We start from the raw sequence: 15,351 nt of genomic DNA on the forward strand, positions 1-15,351 counted from the left end.
CCCGTCCTTCAGATAGGGAGGCGGGAGCCGCGGTAAAAGGCGTGCCCGCGTCTCAATCGTCCAGACCGGAAAACAACGCAGCGTCCGCGTGAAACAGCTCGGCGAGAAAATCCCGCACCGCGCGCACTGCCCCGTCGTCCGCGCTCAGGCGGTTGGTGAGCAGGAACAGGTCGCGCGTCGGCGGCAGAGGGACGAGGGGCACGGCGACCAGCACGCCCTCCTCCGCCGCAATGAAGTGCGGCAGAAGCGCAATGCCATGGCCGGCGCGGGCCGCGATGGCCTGGGTGGACTGGGTATTGGCCCGCACCGCCAGCCGCGCGCGGGGAAAATGCCGGGCGAGGAACGCCGCCTCCGGCAGATGGGCGTTGGCTTCGTCGAAGCCCACGAAGACCGGCGCCGCCCCCGCCGCGATCCTGTCGCGCCAGTCCGCCGTGCCGTAATAGCCGAAGGCGAGGGTGGCGAGGCGCCTTGCGATCACGTCCGCATCCAACCCCCGCGCATCCTTGGGGGCGCCGAGGCGCAGGGCGATGTCGGCCTCGCGGCGGGCGAGGCTCGCCAGCCGCCGCTCGGAAACGATCTCGATGTCGATGGCCGGATGGCGCTGCGCGAGGGCAACGAGGCGCGGCATCAGATAGAGGTCGGCGAGGCTCGGCGTGGCGGCGATGCGCACGAGGCCGCCCAGCGGCCGCTCCTCCTGCGCCCGCAGCAGGCGGCGGGCCGCCTTCTCCATGGCGTCGGCCGCCTCCAGAGCGCGGGTGCCGGCGGCGGTGAGCGCATAGCCGTCCGGCCGGCGCTCGAACAGCTTTTCGCCGAGCGCCTGTTCCATGGCGGCGACGCGCCGGGCCACGGTGGCGTGGTTGACGCCCAGCGCCCGCGCCGTCGCGGACAGGCTGCCATGCCGTGCCAGCGCCGCGAAGAAGCGGGCGTCTTCCCAGTCCGGCCCTGTGCGATTTCGATCAGCCATTGCGCAACAATAGCGGATTTTCGCGGAGCCTGAAGCGCGCCATGGTCGTCGCGAAACAGGAGCCTTCCCATGACCAGCCCGTCCGGCGACCTCACCCTCACCCTGATCGGCGGCCCCACCGTCCTGATCGAGACCTTAGGCCTGCGCCTCGTCACCGATCCCACCTTTGATCCGCCCCGCCTCTACCAGACCGCGCCAGTGCATTTCGAGAAGACCGTCGGCCCCGCCATTGAGGCCGAGGCGGTGCTGCCGCTCGACGCGGTGCTGCTGAGCCACGACCAGCACCTCGACAATCTCGACCACGCCGGCCGCGCATTGCTGCCCAAGGTGGGCACCGTCTTCACCACGCAGGCCGGCGCCACCCGGCTGGGCGGCGAAAATGTCCTCGGTCTCGCCCCGTTCGAAACCACCACCCTCGACGTGCCGGGCAAGGGCCGGCTGTTCGTCACCGCCGCCCCGGCGCGCCATGGCCCGCCGGGGATCGAACCCATTTCCGGCGATGTGGTGGGCTTCCTCCTCGGCCGCGACGCGCCGGGGGACCTCCTCTATGTCACCGGCGACACGGTGTTCTACGAAGGCGTGGCCGAGGTGGCGCGGCGGTTCGCGCCCAGGGTGGTCATCGTCTTCGCCGGCTCGGCGGAGCCGCGCGGCCGCTTCCACATGACCATGGATGCCAACGACGCGCTGGAAACCGCGAACGCCTTTCCCGATGCCACGCTGGTCGCCGCCCACACCGACGGCTGGGTGCATTTCAAGGAGAGCGCCACGGAGCTGGCCGCCGCCTTCGCCACCCTCGGCATCGCCGAGCGCCTCGTCCCGCTGGAGCCCGGCCGCCCGACCGTGTTCGCGGCCTGAGGAGGGGCGCGCGCCTTTTCCTGAAGGTATATGAACTGCGTCATATCCAGTTGCATTCAAAGGCGTATGCAGGCTGTGATCCCGGCAGAATCGGCGCCGGACGCAGGGAGCAACGCCATGCATCGCGAAAACCACCTCATCTCCCGCATCGGCTGGCTGCGGGCGGCGGTGCTCGGCGCCAATGACGGCATCATCTCCACGGCGAGCCTCGTGATCGGCGTTGCCGCCGCCTCCGCCACGGCCAGCGAGCCCCTGGTGGCAGGCGTCGCCGGGCTGGTGGCGGGCGCCATGTCCATGGCGGCGGGGGAATATGTCTCGGTCAGCTCCCAGGCCGACACCGAGGCGGCGGACATGGCCCGCGAGCGCAAGGAGCTGGCCGAGCAGCCCCGGGCGGAACTCGCCGAGCTGGCGCAGATCTATGTGGAGCGCGGCGTCGAGAAGGCGCTCGCCCTCAAGGTGGCCGAGCAGATGATGGCGAAGGATGCCTTCGCCGCCCACGCCCGCGACGAGCTGGGCCTGTCCGAGCACATGGTGGCGCGGCCAATCCAGGCGGCGCTCACCTCCGCCGGCACCTTTGCCGCCGGCGCCGCCCTGCCGCTGGTGCTCACCGCCGTGGCCCCGCAGGGGTCGATCCCGCTGGTGGTGGCGGGCGGCTCCCTGGCCTGCCTCGCCTTGCTCGGCGCGGTGGGCGCCCGCGTCGGCGGCGCCGATCTGCTGAAGCCCACGGTGCGCGTCACCTTCTGGGGGGCCTTCGCCATGGCCGTCACTGCCGCCATCGGCGCACTCATCGGCCACGCAGTCTGAGAAGGAGGGCCTCGCTCAGGTGCCGCGCGGGCCGAAGAGGAAAGCCCCGCTCAGCCGAAGGCGAAATCAGCCAGCGCATGCGCCCGCTGGAAGGCGGCGATGGCGCCCGCGATCATCTGCTGCTCGCCGACACCGTCCAGATCCGCGTCCTCCAGCCCGGTGGTGAAGCGGCGCCAATGGGCCAGGACACCCTCGTGCGCCGGGGCGAGGTGGCGGGCGCCGAACGCGGCCGTCAGCCCCAGCCCCTGCGCGCCCTTCAGCAGCACGGCGCCGCCGAGGCGCGAGCCTTCCAGCACATAGAGCCAGCCCAGCGCAGTGGCGGCATCGGGCAGGCCCATCGCGAAAGCCGGCTCCGGCGCACCGGCCGGGCGGCTGCGCGGCTGGCCGAGATCCGCGAGGTCGCGCTCCACCAGATGGAGCCGCGCACCCACGCCGGCCTCTGCCAGCAGCCCGGCCAGCGCCGGATGGCCGTACAACGGCGCGCCGTCCTCGTGGAGCAGGCGTTGAAACAGCAGGAAGCGCGCATAGCCGGCGCGGTCCGTGAACGCGCCCGCCGCCATGATCCGGGCATCGAGCCGGCCATGGACCGCCGCCGTTTCCGCCTTCAGGCGGGCCGCGCGGCCGAGGGCGGGCGCATCCACCGCATCCATCCCGGCGGCCCTAGCCGATGCCGATGGGCGCGGTGACGACGGTGCGCAGGCCGGGGGCGTTGTCGAGGTCCTCCAGCGTGCCGTTGAGGCTCTGGACCATGGCGTTGAGAATGACGGTGCCGAAGCCCTGCCGCGCTCCGGTCTTGCCGGCGCCCCGGTCGGCCACCACCAGCCGGAAGCGGTCGCGGTTCTGGTCGAGGGCGAGGATCAGCGGCCCCGGCGCGCCCAGATAGGCATATTTGGCCGTGTTCAGCACCAGCTCGGTGAGGATGAGGCCGAGCCGCACCGCGCGGTCGGCGGCCATCAGCACCGGCGCGAGGTCGAGCATCAGGTGTGCGCGCCACTCAGCCCCGAGGGAATTGGTGACTTCGTGCGACAGGTCCGTGAGGTAGCGCGACAGGTCCACCGTCTCCACCTGTTCGCCGCCATAGAGCTGGCGGTGGACGAGGCCCACGGCGGCGATGCGGCGCTCGGCCTCGGCGAGCGCGTCGCGCGCGGGGGCATCGCCCAGGGTGCGGGCCTGCAGCCGCAGGAAGGAGGCCACCAGTTGCAGGCTGTTCTGCACCCGGTGGTTCACCTCGTTCATGAGGTGGTCCTTGTACTGGAGCAGGCGCTCGTTCTCGACCACGGTGGCGGAGAGCTGGCGGTTCAGCTCGCGGATCCGGCGCTGCTGGCGGGCCTGAAGCAAAGTGTGGGCGAGGCGCTGGGCGGTCTCGGTCTCCACCAGCGTCCAGCGGCGCGACCGCCCGCGCACGGTCTCGCTCCAGGCCGCGAAGGAGGCGCGCGGCGTCAGCTCCGCCTGCGGATCGGCGGACGAGGTCTTGTGCGGGTTGCCGGCCCAGTTCACCACCTCCACCTGCTCGGCGCGGAACCACAGCAGGACCAGCGGCTCCTCGCCCGGCACGGTCAGGGCGAGCAGCCCGCTCGCCCGCGCGTCCACCGCGCCGGAATCGGCGGGCAGGTGCTCGGACAGGGCGTGGGTGCTGAAGGCGCGCACCTGCGCCTGCGTCTCCACCCACTGCGCGATGCGCCGGACGGTTTCCTCATCCGGACAGCGGCCCTTGGTCAGGAGCATGGACCCGGCCACGGCGGCGAAGCCGTCGGCGCTCAACGCCCGGCACAGGTCGTCGCCGTGCCGGTCGAGCACCTCCTCCACCGCGAAGTCACCGGCGAGCGCGTCGGCCAGCGCGTCCTCGGCGGCGCGCAGCCGGATGCGCTCGCGATAGAGTACCGCGTCCACCTTGGCGCGGATCTGCCGGGCAAGGTTGCCCGCCAGCGACTGGCAGGCGAGGCGCAGCTCGTAGGGCAACAGCCGCGCCGTGCGGTGATGGCAGGCCACCAGCCCCCACAGTTGCCCATCCTTCACGATGGACACCGAGGCCGAGGCCCCCACCCCCATGTTCTTCAGATATTGAACATGGATGGGTGAGACCGAGCGCAGCCCGAGGTCGCTCATGTCCAGATCGCTCCAGTCGGGCCCAGCGCCGTCGGTCGCGGCGGGCCGCAGCGGCGCGGGCACGTAGGCCACGTCGGGGATGACGCGCACGCGGTTGCGCACATATAGCGCGCGCGCCTGCCGAGGCACGTCGCCGCCGGGGAAGTGGTGGTTGAGGAAGGAGCCCATCTCCGGCGCCTTGGCCTCCGCCAGCACCACGCCGGCCTCGTCCTCGCGGAACTGGTAGATCATCACCCGGTCGAAGCCGGTGATCCGGCGGAACGCCTGCGCCGCCTCCGCGCACAGGGCGCGCAGGTCGGGCGCTTGCTCGAACCGGGTGGCGGAGGCATCGAGACCGGCGAGGATATCCGCGGCCGCCAGCGGCGCGCCGGCGGGCTCCAGTTCCACCAGCAGGCCCCGGCCGGAGGCATGGATCTGCACCTCGAAGGTCTCGTCCCGTCCCGCCACCCGCCCGACCCGCACCGTGCCCACCGCCGCCGCACCGAGCAGGGCGGCCACGTCGCGGCCGAGCAGCGCCCCGAGGTCGCGCCCGGCCCAGTCGGCGGCGAGCCGGCCCTCCACGTCGCCCGCCGCGGCGACCACCTTGAGGGTGCGCGAATCGGCCACCAGCAGCAGGCCGTGGGGCTGGATGGCGCCCGGCCTGTGGATCGGCTCGCGGTCGCACACGGTAAGAGGGTCGAGATCGGAGCGGGCCAGGCGGCGGGAGGTCGCGTCTTCCATCAACTCAGGCTTTGCATCGGTGGCGGTAGGGCATGAACGGCGTACGCATCGACCTTAGGCTCGGTGGGCCCGGCGGGCATGGCAAGCGGAGGCTCTACCGTGCACGGCCGAATCTACCGGTAAGCCATGTCGATCAACGCCATCCATTGCACGACGGTTCCGGCCAAGCCAAACGCACCCGTGAGCTGGTAAAATCGCGCAGGCTGACGGCGGCGCAATCGCCGTTTGCGACCATGCATCCGGCGGGCGGGCGGCCGCCATGGCATTGGCGCAGTTCCTGCTTATATCCTCGCATCGCCATGAAGATCCAACAGCTCACCCGCGAACTGATCGAATCCGGCGGCATCGATGCCATTGCGGCACGGGACGCCCCGGCCCTGCGCGTGCTCACCGACGCGGAGCGTGCCGCCTCGCTACGCGCCACCTTGGACGCGCGCCCCGACGGGGACGCCTGGCTGTTCGCCTATGGCTCGCTGATCTGGAACCCCACCGTGCATGCGCAGGAACACCGTACCGCCCGCATCGAGGGCTGGCACCGGGCCTTCTGCCTGACCACCGTGCTCGGGCGCGGCACCACCGACAATCCCGGCCTCACGCTGGGCCTGGACGAGGGCGGCGTCTGCCACGGCGTCGCCCTGCGCATCGACGATGCGATCCTGGAGCGCGAGTTGTCCATCCTGTGGCGGCGGGAGATGCTGTCAGGCGCCTATGTACCGCGCTGGCTGGACGTTTTCGATGCAGATGGCGCGCGCTTCGGCAGCGCCATCTCCTTCACCATCGACCGCGCCAGTTGCCAATATGCCGGCCGCCTCCCCCGCGCCGAGATCATCCACCGGCTCGCCAACGCCTCCGGGGCCATCGGCTCGGCGGCGGACTATCTGTTCCAGACCTGCGAAGGTCTGCGCGCCCTCGGCATCCCCGACCCGGTGCTGGAGGCGCTGGCCGAGGAAGTGGCAGCCGCCCGCGACGAGAAGCTGGCGCGGGAGGAGTGAGGCCGTCCCGCTGGTTCGGATTCCCCCGCCTTACACCAGCGCGGTAGGCAAAGGCTCGCCGGCGAAGTGCGCCACCAGATTGGCAAGCACAAGGTCCGCCATGGCCTGCCGGGTTTCGCCGGTGGCGCTCGCCATGTGGGGCGTGAGCACCACGTTGGGCAGGCCGAAGAAGCCGTCCGGTACCCGCGGCTCGTCGGCGAACACGTCGAGCGCGGCGCCGCGGATGCGGCCCTCCTTCAGCGCCGCCAGCAGCGCCGGCTCATCCACCAGCGAGCCGCGCGCCACGTTGACGATGATGCCCTTCGGCCCGATGGCATCGATGACCGAGCGGTCGATGACGTTGCGCGTCTCGGCGGAGGCCGCCGCCGCCACCACGAACACATCGCTGCGCGCCGCCAGCGCCTGGGGCGTGTCTTCAAAATCATACGGCACATCGAGCTTGACCCGGTCGCTGTAGGCGATCTGGGCGTCGAAGCCCTCCAGCCGCCGCGCGATGGCCCGGCCGATGCGGCCCAACCCGAAAATGCCGAAGCGCCGCCGCGAGACCTTGGCGCCCAGCGCCAGGTCCCCGCCCAGCCACTGGCCGGCGCGCACATAGGCATCGCCCTTCACGATCTGCCGCAGCAGGGCGATGGACAGGCCGATGGCGAGGTCCGCCACGTCCTCGGTGAGCACGTCCGGCGTATTGGCGACGCGGACGCCCCGGCGCTTGGCCTCGTTGAGGTCCACCTTGTCGAAGCCCACGCCGTTGATGGCCACGATCTCCAGCGCCGGCAGCTTCGCGCCGAGGTCCGGCGGCAGGCCCAGATGGCCGCCGGTGACGAAGCCGCGGATGGCACCGGCGTGGCGGGCGAGGAAGCCCTCGGGGTCCTTGTCCTCAAAGAAGCGATGCACGGTGAAGCGCTCGGCCAGCGCTGCCTCGAGGCCCGGCATCAGCGGGCAATACTGGATGATCTCGGGTTTCATGTGTGTCCTCTGACAAATGGCCGGAAGATGCCTCGGCTTTAGGAGCCCGTCTGGAAACTCAAAAAGGCATAATCGCGATGACTCCCGTCATGCCCGGCTTGACCCGGGCATCCACGTCGAACCGCTTGAGACAGCTTGTGAATATCGCCCCCAGCCTTGCCGCGTGGATGGCCGGGTCAAGCCCGGCCATGACGGCGATTAGGGGGCGTGAGCGCTGCAGGCGCCCACTTGGGTGAATAACCGAACAGTCTCTGAGAACCGATGCTGCGGGGCTGGGTGGGACCCCTCCCCTTTAAGCCGGCAGATCACTGCCCCCGCGATTACTTCACGTCGGCCTTCAAGAATTGCCGCATCTCCGGGGTCTTCGGGTTCTCGAACAGGTCGCGGGAGGGGCCGGCCTCATGGATGCGGCCCTGGTGCATGAACACCGTGGTGTTGGCGACGCGGCGGGCGAAGCCCATCTCATGGGTCACCAGCAGCATGGTCATGCCGTCGCGGGCGAGCTTCTCCATCACCGCCAGCACCTCGCCGGTGAGTTCGGGATCGAGCGCCGAGGTGACCTCATCGAACAGCATCACCTTGGGCTGCATGGCCAGCGAGCGGGCGATGGCGACGCGCTGCTGCTGGCCGCCGGAGAGCTGGTCGGGATAGGCCTCGATCTTCTCCGACAGGCCCACCAGCGCCAGCACCTCCTCGGCCTTCTTGCGGGCGGTGGCCTTGTCCACGCCCTTCACCCGGCGTGGGGCGAGCATGATATTTTCCGCCACGTTGAGGTGGGGGAACAGATTGTAGCTCTGGAACACGATGCCCACGTCGGTGCGCAGCTTGCGCAGGGCGGCGCGGTCGGGGGTCACATCGTGGCCGGCGACGCGGATGGCGCCCGACTGGAACTGCTCCAGCCCGTTGATGCAGCGGAGCAGCGTGGACTTGCCCGAGCCCGAGCGGCCGATGAGCGCCGTGACCTCGCCGGGGGCGACGGAGAGCGAGACGCCCTTGAGGACTTCCACCGCGCCGAAGCTCTTGTGGACCTGGTCAATGACGACTTCCGACATGGAGCCTCCTTTCCAGCCAGCGCGAGAGCTGGGACATGGGGTAGCAGATGACGAAGTAGAGCGCGGCCACGGTCAGGAACACCCGGAACGGCTGGAAGGTGGCGTTGTTGATGAGCTGGCCGGCCCGCGTCAGTTCCACGAAGCCGATCAGGGCGGCGATGGAAGTGTTCTTCACCAATTGGACCAGAAAGCCCACGGTGGGCGGCAGGGAAATCCGGATCGCCTGCGGCAGGATGATATAGAGATACTGCTGCGGGATGGTGAGGGCCAAGCTTTCGCCGCTCTCCCACTGGGGTTTCGGCACCGCCTGGATGCAGCCGCGCCAGATCTCGCCCAGATAGCCCGAGGCATAGATGGACATGGACAGGCCGGCGGCCACGATGGCCGGCAGTTGGTAGCCGGCAAGGCTGAGGCCGTAATAGCTGAGGAACAGGATCATCAGCACCGGGATGCCCTGGACCACCTGGATGTAGACGCCAGCGGCGATGCGCAAAGCGCTGGTGCGGGCGGTGCGCATGAGCGCCACCAGGAAGCCGGCGATGCCGCCGCCCACCATGGCCAGCCCCGTGAGGGCCAGCGTCCACTGGAGGCTTTCCAGCAGGAAGTAGAATTCATTGAGGCCGAAGCTGCGCAGGAACATCACACCGCCTCCACCTTGAGGGTGGGCTGTACGGCGCGCCCGCCGGGCCGCCCGAACAGGCGCCAGCCGATGAGCGCGAGCCCGCCGCGCAAGGTCAGCGCCAGCGCCAGATAGATCAGCGTGACCGCGATATAGACCTCGAACGAGCGATAGCTCTGCGACTGGGCGTAGGAGGCGGCGGCAGTCAATTCCGGCGTGGAGATGGCCGAGCACACGGATGAGGCCAGCATCATCAGGACGAACTGGCTGCACAGGGAGGGATAGACCTTCGCCACCGCCGGCAGAATGATGATATCGCGGTAGATCTGCAGCTGGGTGAGGCCCAAAGCTTCGCCCGCCTCGATCTGCGACTTGTGGATGGATTCGATGCCGGCGCGGATGATCTCGGTGGAATAGGCGGCAAGGTTGATGGTCATGCCGATGAGGGCCGCCGTCACCGCCCCCACCCGGAAGCCCAGGGTGGGCAGGCCGAAATAGATGATGAACAGCTGCACCAGGAACGGGGTGTTGCGGATCACCTCCACATAGGCATCCACCAGGAAGCGCACCGCCCCCCCGCGCACGCTGCGCAGCGAGGCGAGCACCACGCCGAAGAAGGTCCCGGCGGCGATGGAGGCCACCGACAGCCAGACGGTCATCAGGAGCCCGTCGAAAAGCTGCTCGCGATATTGCGCGAGCACCTCCAGCCTGAGTTCATAGGGCATGGCGAAGCCTCTCTGCGCGGCGACGAAATCAGAAGGTGGGCAGGCTCGCCGGGAAGGGCTCGCCGGTCCATTTCACCGCGATGGCGTCGAGCTGGCCGGAGACTTTCATCAAGTAGATGAGGGTGTCGAGATAGTGCAGCAGCTCGAAGTCGCCGGGCAAAGTCGCCATGGAATTACCCTGGCGGAAGAACGGCTGGCCCACCTGCAGGCCGGCGCTCGGCATCTGCTTCAGCAGCGCGGCGGCAACCGTAGAGGGCAGCGCGGTGCCGTCCACCTGGCCGGACAGCAGGGCCTGGGCGGTGGTGGCGTCGTCCTCGTAGACCACGAGCTCGAGGCCAGGCACGTTGGCACGGCGCAGGGCGGTTTCCTGCGAGGAGCCGCGATTGACGGCGATGCGCTTGCCCTTGAGATCGCCGACCACGTTGTAGACTTTCCCCGGCCCCGACACGACCACCATGTTGAAGGCGCTGTAGGGGGTGGTGAACATCACCGTCTTGGCCCGCTCGCCGGTGGGGGCAAGGGTCGCCACGAGGAAGTCCACCTGCCCGGTCTGGAGCGCGGGAATGCGCGCCGGCGGCGTCACCGGCACCAATTCCACCGGCAGGTTGAACATGGTGCCGACGAGATTGGCCACGTCCACGTCATAGCCGGCCGGCTTGCCGTGCTCGTCCACCATGCCCATGGGGGGGGCGCCGGTGAGCACGCCGATGCGCACCTTGCCGCGCTTCTGGATGTCGGAAAGGCTGGTGGCGTCGGCGCTGCCGGCGACAAGGCCTGCCAGCGGGCCGGCGGCGGCAAGCGCCAGCGCCCCGGCCGCGATGAAGGTGCGGAACATCTTTCGCATGGGTCAGGTCCTCCCGATTTTGGTCGATTTTTACTTCAAGGCTGCATCCCCGGGTCTTCGCGCCCGGATGAGGGATGCCGCGCGCGAGACTCAAAGCGTCGCCAGAACGCCGCCGTCCACGTAGAGAATCTGGCCGTTGACGAAATCGGATCCGGGCGAGGCGAGGAAGATCACGGCGCCCTGCAATTCCTCCACCCTGCCCCAGCGGCCGGCGGGGGTGCGGGCCTTCAGCCAGCGGTCGAAATCGGGGTTTTCCACCAGCGCCTGATTGAGCGGGGTGGCGAAATAGCCCGGCCCCACCGCATTAATCTGGAGGCCGTGGCGGGCCCAGTCGGTGCACATGCCGAAGGTGAGGTTGCGCACGCCGCCCTTGGCCGCCGTATAGGGCGCCACCGAATAGCGCGCCGCCGCGCTCATGAGGCTGCCGATATTGATGATCTTGCCGCGCCCGCGCTTGATCATGTGGCGGGCCACCGCCTGGCCCACGAAGAACACGCTGTCGAGATTGGTGCGCATCACCTCGCGCCAGGTGTCCACCTCGAACTCCTCCAGCGGCGCGCGGCGCTGGATGCCCGCATTGTTGACGAGAATATCGATGGGGCCATGGTCCTTTTCGATGACATCCACGGCCTCGACCACCGCCTTGGGATCGGTCACATCGAAGGCCGACCGTTCCACCGCGATGCCCTGCGCGGAAAGCTGCTCCGCCGCCTTGGCGAGCTTGGCCTCGTCGCGGCCATTGATGACCACGCGGGCGCCGGCGCGGCCCAGGCCCTCGGCCAGCGATAGGCCTATGCCCTGCCCTGATCCGGTGACCAGTGCGCGCTTGCCGCTGAGGTCGAACAATTGCAGGGACACGCTGTCCTCCTCCCCATGCCGGAGCGCATCTGAAATGTGCGCCGCTCTTGCGCGAACTGTATTTCATGATATCGGTAACATGACAAGAGGCAAAGCGGACCGCGATCCGCACATTCGCCGCCCGAGCTGCAAGGAGAGGAAACATGAAGGCCGCCGTCATCCACGCCGCCAAGGACCTGCGCCTCGACGAGTGCCCCGAGCCCGAAATGGCTGCCAACGAGGTGCTGGTGTCGTTCCGCGCCGGCGGCATCTGCGGCTCGGACCTGTCCTATTACGGCAAGGGCCGGGTGGGCGATTTCGCCCTCAAGCAGCCCATGGTGCTGGGCCACGAGATTTCCGGCGAGGTGATCAAGCTCGGCGCGTCCGTGAGCACTTTGGCGCTCGGCGACCATGTGGCGGTGAACCCGAGCCGGCCGTGCCTGGAATGCGACTATTGCCGCGCCGGGCGCAGCAACCTGTGTCGCAACATGCGCTTCTTCGGCAGCGCCGCCATCTATCCCCACGTGCAGGGCGCCTTCTCCGAGACCTTCGTGTGCCGCGCCGACCAGTGCGTGAGCGTGCCCCGCGACATTCCCTTCCGCCGGGTGGCCATGGCCGAGCCGCTGTCGGTTGCCATCCACGGCGTGCGCCGGGCCGGCGAGCTGGCGGGCAAGCGCGTGCTCATCGCCGGGGCCGGGCCCATCGGCATGCTGCTCGCCATCGCCGCGCGGCGGGTGGGGGCAAGCTTCATCGCCATCACCGACATCGTGGACGCGCCGCTGGAGCTGGCCCGCGCCGCCGGGGTGGACGAGACCATCAACGTCGCAACATCCCCCGAGAAACTGGCCCGCTACGAGAAGGACAAGGGCTTCTTCGATGCCGCGCTGGAAGCCACCGGCGTGCCGCAGGCCCTTGCCTCCCTGTTCAAGGTGGTGCGGCCGGGCGGACGGGTGGTGCAGCTGGGCATGATGCCCCCCGGCGACGTGCCGGTGCCGGCCAACATGCTGATGGCGCGGGAGATCGATTTCGTCGGCGCCTTCCGCTTCTCCGGCGAGTTCCACACCGCCGTGGACTGGCTGGTGCGCGGCCTCATCGATGTGGAGCCGGTCATGTCCGCGGACCTGCCCATGAGCCGTCTGGACGAAGCCTTCCAGCTCGCCGCCGACCGCAGCCGCGCCATCAAGGTGCATCTGCATTTTTGAACCGGCACGTGTGAACGCACCCGCCCCATCCGCATTCCGCGCCGGTCCGACGCCCGCGCGCCGCTTCATCTGGAGACACTTATGTTCACGCGCAGCGCCGTCTTCGAGGGCACCATCCATCCCGGCAAGGAAGACGCCTTCTTCGCCATCGTGGAGAACGAGCTTCTGCCCATCTGGAAGCGCATGCCGAACGCGCAGGCGGTGCGCGTGATGCGCACGGTGGAGCCCGATGCGGGCGCCCCCTCCATCGTGATGGTGCAGGAGGTGGACTATCCCTCGCGCGAGGCCATCGCCGAGGCGCTCGCCTCCCCGGTGCGTAGCGAGGGCCGGGCCGCCACCGATCGCCTCGCCGAATTCTTCGACGGCCGCTTCTACCATTTCGTCTATGAGCGGATGGCACCTCGGTAACGTCACTCGATTTCGTTGAGGAAAACCGCGCTTTCGGGCGAAGCAGTTCCTGGCTCACCTGAATAAAATGCGAAAATCCAAGTAGAAATACAGATCCCGCGCGCCCCCGCGCGGGATCTTCCCCGGCAGGAGAGCGGACCCAAGCCATGTCCCGACCAACCCAGAAGCCCACCATGCGGGATGTCTCGCGCCTCGCGCGGGTCTCCCCCATGACCGTTTCGCGGGTGTTCACCGATCCGGACACGGTGGCCGCGCCCACCCGCGAGCGGGTGCTGAAAGCGGTGGAGCAGCTCGGCTACCTGCCGGACCTGGTGGCCGGGGCCCTGTCCTCGCGGCGCACCAATTTCGTCGGGCTGATCCTGCCGACCCTGACCAACTCCAATTTCGGCGACACCGCCCAGGGCCTCGCGGAAGTGCTGAAGGCCGACGCCACTCAGCTCCTCATCGGCTACACCCTCTATCAGGTGGCCGAGGAAGAGCGCCTCGTGCGCGCGCTGCTGCCCCGCCGCCCGGACGCCATCGTCATCGCCGGCTCGGTGCACACGGCCGCGACCCGCACCCTGCTCGACCGCGCCGGCATCCCGGTGGTGGAGATCTGGGAGCAGCCGGACCAGCCTCTCGACCGCGCCGTGGGCTTCTCCAACTTCGAGGTGGGGCGCGCCGCCGCCCGCCATCTAATCGCGCTCGGCCACCGCAAGATCGGCGCCATCGGGCCGGAGGCCGACGCGGACCTGTGCGACCATCGCGCCGACACCCGCCTGAAGGGCTTTTCCTCCATGCTGCGCGAGGCCGGCCTCTCCGACGCTTTGGTGCTGCGCCACGGACTGCCGCCGGCCTCCTTCGAGCACGGCGCCAACGCCATCGGCGCGCTGCTCGCGCGGGCGCCGGACGTGGAGGCGGTGTTCGCCGTGTCCGACCTCGCCGCCTTCGGCGCGATGATGGAGCTGAAGCGGCGCGGCATCGACGTTCCAGGGCAGATCTCCCTGATCGGCTTCGGCAATTTCGAGGTGGGCCGCCTCAGCTATCCGGCCATGACCACCATCGGGGTGGATGCCCGCGCCATCGGTGCCGCCGCCGGCACCATGCTGCGCGCCCTGCTGAAGCGCGACGCGCAGGAAGCCGAGGTGGAGCGCAACGTGGACGTGGGCTTCACCCTGATCGAACGCGAAACCACCGCCCCGCGCACCGCCGCACCGGCCAAGGCACGCAAACGCCCGACCGCCGCCGCGGCCGGCAACCAACCAAAGACCGCTGCCGGCCCCCGCCGCACGCAGGCCGCGAGGGAAACGCCATGACACAGGTGCACAAGCCCGACGTCGCAGTCATCGGCGCCGGCATCATGGGCAGCGCCATCGCCCAGCGCCTGCTGGACACCGGCCATGGCGTCCATGTGTTCGACATCGATGCCGCCCGCGTGGCGGCGCTTGCGGCCAAGGGCGCCACCGGCCACGCCAGCGTCGCGGCGGCGGCGGGCGCGGCGCCTTTCGTCATCCTCAGCCTGAACCGCGCCGACATCGTGGAAGCGGCGGTGTTCGGACCGGACGGCGTCGCCTGCGTGGCCGCGCCGGAGCGGATGGTGATCGACATGTCGTCCATCGACCCCGGCGCCACCAAGCGCCTGGCCGAGCGGCTGAAGCGCGAGACCGGCATGGCCTTCGTGGATTGCCCGCTCTCCGGCGGCGTGCCCGGCGCCCTTGAGGGCCGACTGACGGTGATGGCGGGGGGCGAGCCCGACCATGTGGAGCGCGCCCGCGCGGTGATGGACGATCTTTGCGCCAACTACACCCGCATGGGCGGTCCCGGCGCCGGGCAGACCACCAAGCTCGTCAACCAGCTATTCTGCGCGGTGCTGTTCCAGGCCGTGGCGGAGGCGGTGAAGCTGGCCGAGGCCGGCGGCGTCGACCCCGCCGCCATTCCCGTGGCCCTGAGCGGCGGACGGGCCGATTCGCGGATCCTCGGCGAGTTCATGGCCAAGTTCGCGGCGCGCGACTACACCTCCACCGGCCGCATCGAGAACATGCTGAAGGACCTGGAATCCGTGCAGGCTTTCGCCATGGCCACCCGCACCCCGCTGCCCATGACCTCCTTGGTGACCGAGATCCACCGCCTCCTGCAGGCCGCGGGCCTCGGCGGCCGCGACACCGCCGAAATGATGCGCCTGCTCGACGGCACGGCGTAGGCCCCCGGCCAGCCGTCCCAGCCCCTTCACAGCAGAGACTTCCCCTGGGACACCCCCTCGGGATACCGCACCGCGCGG

16 protein-coding genes are annotated in these 15,351 nt (G+C 69.5%); 7 read left to right on the plus strand and 9 right to left on the minus strand.

The genetic code is table 11. From position 1 onward, the window contains the following. Window positions 1-52: 52 nt before the first annotated feature. Entirely contained in the window at window positions 53-964 is a 912-nt protein-coding gene (locus V5F66_RS15660) for a LysR family transcriptional regulator (protein WP_394094210.1), read from the minus strand. 69 nt (window positions 965-1,033) lie between these two features. Here V5F66_RS15660 and V5F66_RS15665 point away from each other — a divergent pair, with 69 nt between their 5' ends. Both V5F66_RS15665 and V5F66_RS15670 read left to right on the plus strand, forming a co-directional pair. Further along, the gene (locus V5F66_RS15665) at window positions 1,034-1,819 is read left to right on the plus strand and encodes an MBL fold metallo-hydrolase (protein ID WP_394094211.1); all 786 of its coding nucleotides are present in this window, start codon (window positions 1,034-1,036) and stop codon (window positions 1,817-1,819) included. Between the two features lie 117 nt (window positions 1,820-1,936). Beyond that, window positions 1,937-2,623, plus strand: coding sequence for a VIT1/CCC1 transporter family protein (locus V5F66_RS15670; RefSeq protein ID WP_012114465.1), 687 nt, complete (start codon window positions 1,937-1,939; stop codon window positions 2,621-2,623). 50 nt (window positions 2,624-2,673) lie between these two features. Here the strand turns inward: V5F66_RS15670 and V5F66_RS15675 are convergent, their stop codons facing one another. Together V5F66_RS15675 and V5F66_RS15680 are read right to left on the minus strand one after the other, a co-directional pair. Further along, window positions 2,674-3,264, minus strand: a complete 591-nt coding sequence (locus V5F66_RS15675; protein WP_394094212.1) for a biliverdin-producing heme oxygenase — start codon at window positions 3,262-3,264, stop codon at window positions 2,674-2,676. Between the two features lie 19 nt (window positions 3,265-3,283). After that, window positions 3,284-5,449 (minus strand): histidine kinase dimerization/phosphoacceptor domain -containing protein, encoded by a 2,166-nt coding sequence (locus V5F66_RS15680; protein ID WP_394094213.1) that lies wholly within the window; start codon window positions 5,447-5,449, stop codon window positions 3,284-3,286. Between the two features lie 299 nt (window positions 5,450-5,748). On the opposite strand from V5F66_RS15680, the gene V5F66_RS15685 reads away from it, so the two are divergent. Then, entirely contained in the window at window positions 5,749-6,441 is a 693-nt protein-coding gene (locus V5F66_RS15685) for a gamma-glutamylcyclotransferase (RefSeq protein ID WP_041575483.1), read from the plus strand. 30 nt (window positions 6,442-6,471) lie between these two features. On the opposite strand, the gene V5F66_RS15690 is transcribed toward V5F66_RS15685, so the two are convergent. The 6 genes from V5F66_RS15690 to V5F66_RS15715 form a co-directional block, all read right to left on the minus strand. Beyond that, window positions 6,472-7,407: a 2-hydroxyacid dehydrogenase gene (locus tag V5F66_RS15690; RefSeq protein WP_394094214.1), complete on the minus strand. Its 936-nt coding sequence runs from the start codon at window positions 7,405-7,407 to the stop codon at window positions 6,472-6,474. 320 nt (window positions 7,408-7,727) lie between these two features. Beyond that, window positions 7,728-8,459 (minus strand): amino acid ABC transporter ATP-binding protein, encoded by a 732-nt coding sequence (locus tag V5F66_RS15695; protein ID WP_012114460.1) that lies wholly within the window; start codon window positions 8,457-8,459, stop codon window positions 7,728-7,730. After that, window positions 8,440-9,099: an amino acid ABC transporter permease gene (locus V5F66_RS15700; protein ID WP_012114459.1), complete on the minus strand. Its 660-nt coding sequence runs from the start codon at window positions 9,097-9,099 to the stop codon at window positions 8,440-8,442. The genes V5F66_RS15695 and V5F66_RS15700 overlap by 20 nt, the downstream gene beginning before the upstream one ends. Beyond that, entirely contained in the window at window positions 9,099-9,803 is a 705-nt protein-coding gene (locus tag V5F66_RS15705; RefSeq protein WP_393999561.1) for an amino acid ABC transporter permease, read from the minus strand. Before V5F66_RS15705 ends, V5F66_RS15700 begins: the two co-directional genes overlap by 1 nt. A gap of 28 nt (window positions 9,804-9,831) precedes the next feature. Beyond that, entirely contained in the window at window positions 9,832-10,647 is an 816-nt protein-coding gene (locus V5F66_RS15710) for a transporter substrate-binding domain-containing protein (RefSeq protein WP_012114457.1), read from the minus strand. Between the two features lie 90 nt (window positions 10,648-10,737). Continuing rightward, window positions 10,738-11,505 carry an SDR family NAD(P)-dependent oxidoreductase gene (locus V5F66_RS15715; protein WP_394094215.1) on the minus strand — a complete coding sequence of 256 codons (768 nt, stop codon included), beginning with the start codon at window positions 11,503-11,505 and terminating at the stop codon, window positions 10,738-10,740. A 143-nt stretch (window positions 11,506-11,648) separates the two neighbouring features. Here V5F66_RS15715 and V5F66_RS15720 point away from each other — a divergent pair, with 143 nt between their 5' ends. From V5F66_RS15720 to V5F66_RS15735, 4 genes are all read left to right on the plus strand, one after another. After that, a complete protein-coding gene (locus tag V5F66_RS15720; RefSeq protein WP_394094216.1) occupies window positions 11,649-12,686 on the plus strand; it encodes an L-idonate 5-dehydrogenase in 1,038 nt (345 codons plus the stop codon). An 81-nt stretch (window positions 12,687-12,767) separates the two neighbouring features. Next, the gene (locus V5F66_RS15725) at window positions 12,768-13,094 is read left to right on the plus strand and encodes a hypothetical protein (protein WP_012114454.1); all 327 of its coding nucleotides are present in this window, start codon (window positions 12,768-12,770) and stop codon (window positions 13,092-13,094) included. A gap of 146 nt (window positions 13,095-13,240) precedes the next feature. Next, on the plus strand, window positions 13,241-14,389 hold the full coding sequence (locus tag V5F66_RS15730) for a LacI family DNA-binding transcriptional regulator (RefSeq protein WP_394094217.1): 1,149 nt from the start codon (window positions 13,241-13,243) through the stop codon (window positions 14,387-14,389). Further along, window positions 14,386-15,273: an NAD(P)-dependent oxidoreductase gene (locus V5F66_RS15735; protein ID WP_394094218.1), complete on the plus strand. Its 888-nt coding sequence runs from the start codon at window positions 14,386-14,388 to the stop codon at window positions 15,271-15,273. Before V5F66_RS15730 ends, V5F66_RS15735 begins: the two co-directional genes overlap by 4 nt. Window positions 15,274-15,351 lie beyond the last annotated feature (78 nt).

The organism is Xanthobacter versatilis, from assembly GCF_043193975.1.
GTDB classification, from domain to species: Bacteria; Pseudomonadota; Alphaproteobacteria; order Rhizobiales; family Xanthobacteraceae; genus Xanthobacter; species Xanthobacter autotrophicus_E.

Excerpts from the sequence above, each read along its gene's own strand:
- V5F66_RS15660 (WP_394094210.1), bottom strand. The coding sequence starts at position 964 with ATGGCTGATCGAAATCGCACAGGGCCGGACTGGGAAGACGCCCGCTTC.
- V5F66_RS15665 (WP_394094211.1), top strand. The coding sequence starts at position 1,034 with ATGACCAGCCCGTCCGGCGACCTCACCCTCACCCTGATCGGCGGCCCC.
- V5F66_RS15670 (WP_012114465.1), top strand. The coding sequence starts at position 1,937 with ATGCATCGCGAAAACCACCTCATCTCCCGCATCGGCTGGCTGCGGGCG.
- V5F66_RS15680 (WP_394094213.1), bottom strand. The coding sequence starts at position 5,449 with ATGGAAGACGCGACCTCCCGCCGCCTGGCCCGCTCCGATCTCGACCCT.
- V5F66_RS15685 (WP_041575483.1), top strand. The coding sequence starts at position 5,749 with ATGAAGATCCAACAGCTCACCCGCGAACTGATCGAATCCGGCGGCATC.
- V5F66_RS15690 (WP_394094214.1), bottom strand. The coding sequence starts at position 7,407 with ATGAAACCCGAGATCATCCAGTATTGCCCGCTGATGCCGGGCCTCGAG.
- V5F66_RS15695 (WP_012114460.1), bottom strand. The coding sequence starts at position 8,459 with ATGTCGGAAGTCGTCATTGACCAGGTCCACAAGAGCTTCGGCGCGGTG.
- V5F66_RS15700 (WP_012114459.1), bottom strand. The coding sequence starts at position 9,099 with ATGTTCCTGCGCAGCTTCGGCCTCAATGAATTCTACTTCCTGCTGGAA.
- V5F66_RS15705 (WP_393999561.1), bottom strand. The coding sequence starts at position 9,803 with ATGCCCTATGAACTCAGGCTGGAGGTGCTCGCGCAATATCGCGAGCAG.
- V5F66_RS15710 (WP_012114457.1), bottom strand. The coding sequence starts at position 10,647 with ATGCGAAAGATGTTCCGCACCTTCATCGCGGCCGGGGCGCTGGCGCTT.
- V5F66_RS15720 (WP_394094216.1), top strand. The coding sequence starts at position 11,649 with ATGAAGGCCGCCGTCATCCACGCCGCCAAGGACCTGCGCCTCGACGAG.
- V5F66_RS15725 (WP_012114454.1), top strand. The coding sequence starts at position 12,768 with ATGTTCACGCGCAGCGCCGTCTTCGAGGGCACCATCCATCCCGGCAAG.
- V5F66_RS15730 (WP_394094217.1), top strand. The coding sequence starts at position 13,241 with ATGTCCCGACCAACCCAGAAGCCCACCATGCGGGATGTCTCGCGCCTC.
- V5F66_RS15735 (WP_394094218.1), top strand. The coding sequence starts at position 14,386 with ATGACACAGGTGCACAAGCCCGACGTCGCAGTCATCGGCGCCGGCATC.